This window comes from Roseateles aquae (assembly GCF_032337115.1).
In the GTDB taxonomy this organism is placed as follows: Bacteria; Pseudomonadota; Gammaproteobacteria; order Burkholderiales; family Burkholderiaceae_C; genus Roseateles_C; species Roseateles_C aquae.
This window is the reverse complement of the sequence record NZ_JAVXZY010000020.1, coordinates 1-10000: the sequence shown is the minus strand read 5'-3', so window position 1 is coordinate 10000 and position 10000 is coordinate 1. Positions and strand designations below refer to the sequence as shown.

Genomic DNA, 10000 nt, shown 5'->3' with positions numbered 1-10000 from the left:
ACAAGGTAGCCGTATCGGAAGGTGCGGCTGGATCACCTCCTTTCTAGAAAATGGTCGAGCAGCGAGTTACTGCATGCAGTAGCAAGCCAGCGAGATCCAAATGACTCTAATTCAAGCGCCCACACTTATCGGCTGTATCACAACAGTGAGTGAATAATGCGTGAGCCTGCCGAGCTGGCCTCCAAGGCGAGCGTTACTGAGACAGGGGCACGCGAGATTAACGCGTGGGTCTGTAGCTCAGTCGGTTAGAGCACCGTCTTGATAAGGCGGGGGTCGCTGGTTCGAATCCAGCCAGACCCACCACGGATTTGAGAAAAGTCCCGGGGGATTAGCTCAGCTGGGAGAGCACCTGCTTTGCAAGCAGGGGGTCGTCGGTTCGATCCCGTCATCCTCCACCAAAACACTCATCGGGTTGGCAAACCACAGTGGCTAAAGGCTACTGTGGTTTGCCAGTCTTAGACATTCAAATGTCGGCTGTTGTTCTTTAACAATTTGTAGAGTCGAATCAGCGTTGTCGACGGAAAGTTCAGTTTCTTCGTAAAGGGGGCTGGACACCGTGCCGTCGGCAACATTTTGATTGCGTCAACATAGACTTCAGCTAAGCAAGTTAGCGAATGCCGCGAGGTATTTGTTAAGTTAATTAGGTATGAAGAACGGCGTAACGCGTGAATACTCAATAAACGTATGGACTGAACGATAGTCTGTACGAGTCCTTGACGACAGTGCAGTCAGCGCTGTCAAAGTTATAGGGTCAAGTGACTAAGTGCATGTGGTGGATGCCTTGGCGATTACAGGCGACGAAGGACGTGATAGCCTGCGAAAAGCTTCGGGGAGCTGGCAAATTAGCTTTGATCCGGAGATATCCGAATGGGGAAACCCACCTCGCAAGAGGTAACTCTGACTGAATACATAGGTCATTGTGGCGAACCGGGTGAACTGAAACATCTCAGTAGCTCGAGGAAAAGACATCAACCGAGATTCCGAAAGTAGTGGCGAGCGAAATCGGAGTAGCCCTCGCGTTTTAGCAGTTTGCATATCAAAACGGAATGGAAAGTCCGGCCATAGTGGGTGATAGCCCCGTATGAGAAATGCAGATTGTGGAACTAGGCGCGAATAGAGTAGGGCGGGACACGTGAAATCCTGTCTGAATATGGGGGGACCATCCTCCAAGGCTAAATACTCGTAATCGACCGATAGTGAACAAGTACCGTGAGGGAAAGGCGAAAAGAACCCCGGGAGGGGAGTGAAATAGATCCTGAAACCGCATGCATACAAAAAGTAGGAGCCCGCAAGGGTGACTGCGTACCTTTTGTATAATGGGTCAGCGACTTACATTCAGTGGCGAGGTTAACCGAATAGGGAAGCCGTAGAGAAATCGAGTCCGAATAGGGCGAATTAGTCGCTGGGTGTAGACCCGAAACCAAGTGATCTATCCATGGCCAGGATGAAGGTACCGTAACAGGTGCTGGAGGTCCGAACCGACTAGTGTTGCAAAACTAGCGGATGAGCTGTGGATAGGGGTGAAAGGCTAAACAAACTTGGAAATAGCTGGTTCTCTCCGAAAACTATTTAGGTAGTGCCTCAAGTATTACCATCGGGGGTAGAGCACTGTTTAGGCTAGGGGGTCATGGCGACTTACCAAACCTATGCAAACTCCGAATACCGATGAGTACAGCTTGGGAGACAGAGCACCGGGTGCTAACGTCCGGACTCAAGAGGGAAACAACCCAGACCGCCAGCTAAGGTCCCTAAAATTGGCTAAGTGGGAAACGAAGTGGGAAGGCTAAAACAGTCAGGATGTTGGCTTAGAAGCAGCCATCATTTAAAGAAAGCGTAATAGCTCACTGATCGAGTCGTCCTGCGCGGAAGATGTAACGGGGCTAAGCCAGTTACCGAAGCTGCGGATGTGCAATTTATTGCACGTGGTAGGAGAGCGTTCTGTAAGCCTGAGAAGGTGGGTTGTGAAGCCTGCTGGAGGTATCAGAAGTGCGAATGCTGACATGAGTAGCGTTAAAGGGGGTGAAAAGCCCCCTCGCCGAAAGCGCAAGGTTTCCTACGCAACGTTCATCGGCGTAGGGTGAGTCGGCCCCTAAGGCGAGGCAGAGATGCGTAGCTGATGGGAAACAGGTAAATATTCCTGTACCGAACTGTAGTGCGATGTGGGGACGGAGAAGGTTAGCTCAGCCGGGTGTTGGATGTCCCGGTTCAAGCGTGTAGTCGTGCTCTTTAGGCAAATCCGGAGAGCTAAGATGAGGCGTGATAACGAGTCTGCTTGCAGACGAAGTGAGTGATACCCTGCTTCCAAGAAAAGCCACTAAGCTTCAGCTACAGAGCGACCGTACCGCAAACCGACACTGGTGCGCGAGATGAGTATTCTAAGGCGCTTGAGAGAACTCTGGAGAAGGAACTCGGCAAATTGACACCGTAACTTCGGAAGAAGGTGTGCCTTTAGTATGTGTATGGATTTACTCCAGAAGCAGAATGAGGCCGCAGAGAATCGGTGGCTGCGACTGTTTATTAAAAACACAGCACTCTGCAAAGACGAAAGTCGACGTATAGGGTGTGACGCCTGCCCGGTGCTGGAAGATTAAATGATGGGGTGCAAGCTCTTGACTGAAGTCCCAGTAAACGGCGGCCGTAACTATAACGGTCCTAAGGTAGCGAAATTCCTTGTCGGGTAAGTTCCGACCTGCACGAATGGCGTAACGATGGCCACACTGTCTCCTCCAGAGACTCAGCGAAGTTGAAATGTTTGTGATGATGCAATCTCCCCGCGGAAAGACGGAAAGACCCCATGAACCTTTACTGTAGCTTTACATTGGACTTTGAACAGATCTGTGTAGGATAGGTGGGAGGCTTTGAAGTAGGGACGCTAGTTTCTATGGAGCCAACGTTGAAATACCACCCTGGTGTGTTTGAGGTTCTAACCTTGGTCCCTTATCGGGATTGGGGACAGTGTATGGTGGGCAGTTTGACTGGGGCGGTCTCCTCCCAAAGTGTAACGGAGGAGTTCGAAGGTACGCTAAATACGGTCGGAAATCGTGTTGATAGTGCATTGGCATAAGCGTGCTTGACTGCGAGACTGACAAGTCGAGCAGGTACGAAAGTAGGACAAAGTGATCCGGTGGTTCTGTATGGAAGGGCCATCGCTCAACGGATAAAAGGTACTCTGGGGATAACAGGCTGATACCGCCCAAGAGTTCATATCGACGGCGGTGTTTGGCACCTCGATGTCGGCTCATCTCATCCTGGGGCTGTAGCCGGTCCCAAGGGTATGGCTGTTCGCCATTTAAAGAGGTACGTGAGCTGGGTTTAAAACGTCGTGAGACAGTTTGGTCCCTATCTTCCGTGGGCGCTGCAAGATTGAGAGAGCCTGCTCCTAGTACGAGAGGACCGGAGTGGACGCACCTCTGGTGTATCGGTTGTCACGCCAGTGGCATTGCCGAGTAGCTAAGTGCGGAAGAGATAACCGCTGAAAGCATCTAAGCGGGAAACTCGTCTCAAGATGAGTCTTGCCGGGGCCTAGAGCCCCCTGAAGGGTCGTTCGAGACCAGGACGTTGATAGGCTGGGTGTGGAAGCGCAGTAATGCGTTAAGCTAACCAGTACTAATTGCCCGTGAGGCTTGACCCTATAACTTTGACAGTTCGATCAGATGAGCAATCATCAGAACGCGTCAGAGCTTATTGAGGTAAACAAGTTATGCTGTTCTTCAGAAGTCTGTTCATTCACTTGAACACTTGAACGCAATCAAAATCAAAGCTGATTCAAGCAGTAAGCCAAGCTATACTGCAGACTCTACGAATTGGGTAAGTTGTTCGCTCAAGCAACAACTTGCCAACCAGTTAAGCCTGATGACCATAGCGAGTTGGTCCCACTCCTTCCCATCCCGAACAGGACAGTGAAATGACTCAGCGCCGATGATAGTGCGGATTCCCGTGTGAAAGTAGGTCATCGTCAGGCTAATATTAAGGAAAACGCCCGGTCAACCGACCGGGCGTTTTTATCTCTGTCTCCAGATGCAAGCCTTGCGCGCAGCGCTTGCATCTGCAGATGGCGCCGGTGGGTAGATTGATGCGCAGCATCGAGATGTTCGGCCTGGTGTGCAGCGAGAGCCTTGATGGCAGCGAGATGAAAATCTTCTGCAATAAGGGTTGACGATAGTGAAGACTTCGATCATAATCTCGCCTCTGCGCTGACAACGGTCAGCGACGCAAGACGAAGGCAGGTGGCGAGAGCTGCTGGATCTGAGTTAAGCGGATGTTCTTTAAGAATTCACAGCCGATAAGCGTGGGCGTTTGAAGGTGAGTTTTGATGCTCGGTGACGAGTATCAAGTCTCTTAGACTTTAAACGCTCACGGAAATTAGATTTGAACTATGCAAATGGTTTAAGTCGATTCCGTTGAGTAAATCAAGATCGAACTGTAGAGTTTGATCCTGGCTCAGATTGAACGCTGGCGGCATGCCTTACACATGCAAGTCGAACGGTAACAGGTTAAGCTGACGAGTGGCGAACGGGTGAGTAATGTATCGGAACGTGCCCAGTCGTGGGGGATAACTACTCGAAAGAGTGGCTAATACCGCATACGACCTGAGGGTGAAAGCGGGGGACCGTAAGGCCTCGCGCGATTGGAGCGGCCGATATCAGATTAGGTAGTTGGTGGGGTAAAGGCTCACCAAGCCGACGATCTGTAGCTGGTCTGAGAGGACGACCAGCCACACTGGGACTGAGACACGGCCCAGACTCCTACGGGAGGCAGCAGTGGGGAATTTTGGACAATGGACGCAAGTCTGATCCAGCCATGCCGCGTGCGGGAAGAAGGCCTTCGGGTTGTAAACCGCTTTTGTCAGGGAAGAAACGAGCGTCTCTAATACAGATGCTTAATGACGGTACCTGAAGAATAAGCACCGGCTAACTACGTGCCAGCAGCCGCGGTAATACGTAGGGTGCAAGCGTTAATCGGAATTACTGGGCGTAAAGCGTGCGCAGGCGGTTATGCAAGACAGAGGTGAAATCCCCGGGCTCAACCTGGGAACTGCCTTTGTGACTGCATGGCTAGAGTACGGTAGAGGGGGATGGAATTCCGCGTGTAGCAGTGAAATGCGTAGATATGCGGAGGAACACCGATGGCGAAGGCAATCCCCTGGACCTGTACTGACGCTCATGCACGAAAGCGTGGGGAGCAAACAGGATTAGATACCCTGGTAGTCCACGCCCTAAACGATGTCAACTGGTTGTTGGGAGGGTTTCTTCTCAGTAACGTAGCTAACGCGTGAAGTTGACCGCCTGGGGAGTACGGCCGCAAGGTTGAAACTCAAAGGAATTGACGGGGACCCGCACAAGCGGTGGATGATGTGGTTTAATTCGATGCAACGCGAAAAACCTTACCTACCCTTGACATGCCAGGAATCCTGAAGAGATTTGGGAGTGCTCGAAAGAGAACCTGGACACAGGTGCTGCATGGCCGTCGTCAGCTCGTGTCGTGAGATGTTGGGTTAAGTCCCGCAACGAGCGCAACCCTTGTCATTAGTTGCTACGAAAGGGCACTCTAATGAGACTGCCGGTGACAAACCGGAGGAAGGTGGGGATGACGTCAGGTCATCATGGCCCTTATGGGTAGGGCTACACACGTCATACAATGGCCGGTACAGAGGGCTGCCAACCCGCGAGGGGGAGCTAATCCCAGAAAACCGGTCGTAGTCCGGATCGTAGTCTGCAACTCGACTGCGTGAAGTCGGAATCGCTAGTAATCGCGGATCAGCTTGCCGCGGTGAATACGTTCCCGGGTCTTGTACACACCGCCCGTCACACCATGGGAGCGGGTTCTGCCAGAAGTAGTTAGCCTAACCGCAAGGAGGGCGATTACCACGGCAGGGTTCGTGACTGGGGTGAAGTCGTAACAAGGTAGCCGTATCGGAAGGTGCGGCTGGATCACCTCCTTTCTAGAAAATGGTCGAGCAGCGAGTTACTGCATGCAGTAGCAAGCCAGCGAGATCCAAATGACTCTAATTCAAGCGCCCACACTTATCGGCTGTATCACAACAGTGAGTGAATAATGCGTGAGCCTGCCGAGCTGGCCTCCAAGGCGAGCGTTACTGAGACAGGGGCACGCGAGATTAACGCGTGGGTCTGTAGCTCAGTCGGTTAGAGCACCGTCTTGATAAGGCGGGGGTCGCTGGTTCGAATCCAGCCAGACCCACCACGGATTTGAGAAAAGTCCCGGGGGATTAGCTCAGCTGGGAGAGCACCTGCTTTGCAAGCAGGGGGTCGTCGGTTCGATCCCGTCATCCTCCACCAAAACACTCATCGGGTTGGCAAACCACAGTGGCTAAAGGCTACTGTGGTTTGCCAGTCTTAGACATTCAAATGTCGGCTGTTGTTCTTTAACAATTTGTAGAGTCGAATCAGCGTTGTCGACGGAAAGTTCAGTTTCTTCGTAAAGGGGGCTGGACACCGTGCCGTCGGCAACATTTTGATTGCGTCAACATAGACTTCAGCTAAGCAAGTTAGCGAATGCCGCGAGGTATTTGTTAAGTTAATTAGGTATGAAGAACGGCGTAACGCGTGAATACTCAATAAACGTATGGACTGAACGATAGTCTGTACGAGTCCTTGACGACAGTGCAGTCAGCGCTGTCAAAGTTATAGGGTCAAGTGACTAAGTGCATGTGGTGGATGCCTTGGCGATTACAGGCGACGAAGGACGTGATAGCCTGCGAAAAGCTTCGGGGAGCTGGCAAATTAGCTTTGATCCGGAGATATCCGAATGGGGAAACCCACCTCGCAAGAGGTAACTCTGACTGAATACATAGGTCATTGTGGCGAACCGGGTGAACTGAAACATCTCAGTAGCTCGAGGAAAAGACATCAACCGAGATTCCGAAAGTAGTGGCGAGCGAAATCGGAGTAGCCCTCGCGTTTTAGCAGTTTGCATATCAAAACGGAATGGAAAGTCCGGCCATAGTGGGTGATAGCCCCGTATGAGAAATGCAGATTGTGGAACTAGGCGCGAATAGAGTAGGGCGGGACACGTGAAATCCTGTCTGAATATGGGGGGACCATCCTCCAAGGCTAAATACTCGTAATCGACCGATAGTGAACAAGTACCGTGAGGGAAAGGCGAAAAGAACCCCGGGAGGGGAGTGAAATAGATCCTGAAACCGCATGCATACAAAAAGTAGGAGCCCGCAAGGGTGACTGCGTACCTTTTGTATAATGGGTCAGCGACTTACATTCAGTGGCGAGGTTAACCGAATAGGGAAGCCGTAGAGAAATCGAGTCCGAATAGGGCGAATTAGTCGCTGGGTGTAGACCCGAAACCAAGTGATCTATCCATGGCCAGGATGAAGGTACCGTAACAGGTGCTGGAGGTCCGAACCGACTAGTGTTGCAAAACTAGCGGATGAGCTGTGGATAGGGGTGAAAGGCTAAACAAACTTGGAAATAGCTGGTTCTCTCCGAAAACTATTTAGGTAGTGCCTCAAGTATTACCATCGGGGGTAGAGCACTGTTTAGGCTAGGGGGTCATGGCGACTTACCAAACCTATGCAAACTCCGAATACCGATGAGTACAGCTTGGGAGACAGAGCACCGGGTGCTAACGTCCGGACTCAAGAGGGAAACAACCCAGACCGCCAGCTAAGGTCCCTAAAATTGGCTAAGTGGGAAACGAAGTGGGAAGGCTAAAACAGTCAGGATGTTGGCTTAGAAGCAGCCATCATTTAAAGAAAGCGTAATAGCTCACTGATCGAGTCGTCCTGCGCGGAAGATGTAACGGGGCTAAGCCAGTTACCGAAGCTGCGGATGTGCAATTTATTGCACGTGGTAGGAGAGCGTTCTGTAAGCCTGAGAAGGTGGGTTGTGAAGCCTGCTGGAGGTATCAGAAGTGCGAATGCTGACATGAGTAGCGTTAAAGGGGGTGAAAAGCCCCCTCGCCGAAAGCGCAAGGTTTCCTACGCAACGTTCATCGGCGTAGGGTGAGTCGGCCCCTAAGGCGAGGCAGAGATGCGTAGCTGATGGGAAACAGGTAAATATTCCTGTACCGAACTGTAGTGCGATGTGGGGACGGAGAAGGTTAGCTCAGCCGGGTGTTGGATGTCCCGGTTCAAGCGTGTAGTCGTGCTCTTTAGGCAAATCCGGAGAGCTAAGATGAGGCGTGATAACGAGTCTGCTTGCAGACGAAGTGAGTGATACCCTGCTTCCAAGAAAAGCCACTAAGCTTCAGCTACAGAGCGACCGTACCGCAAACCGACACTGGTGCGCGAGATGAGTATTCTAAGGCGCTTGAGAGAACTCTGGAGAAGGAACTCGGCAAATTGACACCGTAACTTCGGAAGAAGGTGTGCCTTTAGTATGTGTATGGATTTACTCCAGAAGCAGAATGAGGCCGCAGAGAATCGGTGGCTGCGACTGTTTATTAAAAACACAGCACTCTGCAAAGACGAAAGTCGACGTATAGGGTGTGACGCCTGCCCGGTGCTGGAAGATTAAATGATGGGGTGCAAGCTCTTGACTGAAGTCCCAGTAAACGGCGGCCGTAACTATAACGGTCCTAAGGTAGCGAAATTCCTTGTCGGGTAAGTTCCGACCTGCACGAATGGCGTAACGATGGCCACACTGTCTCCTCCAGAGACTCAGCGAAGTTGAAATGTTTGTGATGATGCAATCTCCCCGCGGAAAGACGGAAAGACCCCATGAACCTTTACTGTAGCTTTACATTGGACTTTGAACAGATCTGTGTAGGATAGGTGGGAGGCTTTGAAGTAGGGACGCTAGTTTCTATGGAGCCAACGTTGAAATACCACCCTGGTGTGTTTGAGGTTCTAACCTTGGTCCCTTATCGGGATTGGGGACAGTGTATGGTGGGCAGTTTGACTGGGGCGGTCTCCTCCCAAAGTGTAACGGAGGAGTTCGAAGGTACGCTAAATACGGTCGGAAATCGTGTTGATAGTGCATTGGCATAAGCGTGCTTGACTGCGAGACTGACAAGTCGAGCAGGTACGAAAGTAGGACAAAGTGATCCGGTGGTTCTGTATGGAAGGGCCATCGCTCAACGGATAAAAGGTACTCTGGGGATAACAGGCTGATACCGCCCAAGAGTTCATATCGACGGCGGTGTTTGGCACCTCGATGTCGGCTCATCTCATCCTGGGGCTGTAGCCGGTCCCAAGGGTATGGCTGTTCGCCATTTAAAGAGGTACGTGAGCTGGGTTTAAAACGTCGTGAGACAGTTTGGTCCCTATCTTCCGTGGGCGCTGCAAGATTGAGAGAGCCTGCTCCTAGTACGAGAGGACCGGAGTGGACGCACCTCTGGTGTATCGGTTGTCACGCCAGTGGCATTGCCGAGTAGCTAAGTGCGGAAGAGATAACCGCTGAAAGCATCTAAGCGGGAAACTCGTCTCAAGATGAGTCTTGCCGGGGCCTAGAGCCCCCTGAAGGGTCGTTCGAGACCAGGACGTTGATAGGCTGGGTGTGGAAGCGCAGTAATGCGTTAAGCTAACCAGTACTAATTGCCCGTGAGGCTTGACCCTATAACTTTGACAGTTCGATCAGATGAGCAATCATCAGAACGCGTCAGAGCTTATTGAGGTAAACAAGTTATGCTGTTCTTCAGAAGTCTGTTCATTCACTTGAACACTTGAACGCAATCAAAATCAAAGCTGATTCAAGCAGTAAGCCAAGCTATACTGCAGACTCTACGAATTGGGTAAGTTGTTCGCTCAAGCAACAACTTGCCAACCAGTTAAGCCTGATGACCATAGCGAGTTGGTCCCACTCCTTCCCATCCCGAACAGGACAGTGAAATGACTCAGCGCCGATGATAGTGCGGATTCCCGTGTGAAAGTAGGTCATCGTCAGGCTAATATCTCGGTACTCACCCACAGTGAGACCTGCAAGTTCAAAACCCCCGACTTCGTACGAAGCGGGGGTTTTTGCATTTGGGTTCACCGCGGAGAGCTGTGCCGAATGAGACCGATACAGCGCAACACTCGACTAGGCAG

Annotated in this window: 4 tRNA genes and 6 rRNA genes (1 of these 10 cut by a window edge); all 10 read left to right on the top strand. The window is 51.4% G+C overall.

Features of this window, described 5'->3' with window-relative positions:
* A 16S ribosomal RNA gene (locus tag RQP53_RS24515) occupies nucleotides 1-43 on the top strand (it extends 1481 nt beyond the left edge of the window).
* Nucleotides 44-226: 183 nt separating this feature from the next.
* Nucleotides 227-303, top strand: a tRNA-Ile gene (locus RQP53_RS24510).
* Between the two features lie 19 nt (nucleotides 304-322).
* Nucleotides 323-398 (top strand) — tRNA-Ala (locus RQP53_RS24505).
* 351 nt (nucleotides 399-749) lie between these two features.
* Nucleotides 750-3631: ribosomal RNA gene (locus tag RQP53_RS24500) — 23S ribosomal RNA — on the top strand.
* Nucleotides 3632-3848: 217 nt separating this feature from the next.
* Nucleotides 3849-3961, top strand: a 5S ribosomal RNA gene (rrf, locus tag RQP53_RS24495).
* A gap of 456 nt (nucleotides 3962-4417) precedes the next feature.
* A 16S ribosomal RNA gene (locus tag RQP53_RS24490) occupies nucleotides 4418-5941 on the top strand.
* A 183-nt stretch (nucleotides 5942-6124) separates the two neighbouring features.
* A tRNA-Ile gene (locus RQP53_RS24485) sits at nucleotides 6125-6201 on the top strand.
* Between the two features lie 19 nt (nucleotides 6202-6220).
* Nucleotides 6221-6296 (top strand) — tRNA-Ala (locus RQP53_RS24480).
* A 351-nt stretch (nucleotides 6297-6647) separates the two neighbouring features.
* Nucleotides 6648-9529: ribosomal RNA gene (locus RQP53_RS24475) — 23S ribosomal RNA — on the top strand.
* A gap of 217 nt (nucleotides 9530-9746) precedes the next feature.
* A 5S ribosomal RNA gene (rrf, locus tag RQP53_RS24470) occupies nucleotides 9747-9859 on the top strand.
* Together the 16S, 23S and 5S rRNA genes with 4 tRNA genes alongside form the textbook arrangement of a ribosomal RNA operon.
* Nucleotides 9860-10000: the final 141 nt, after the last annotated feature.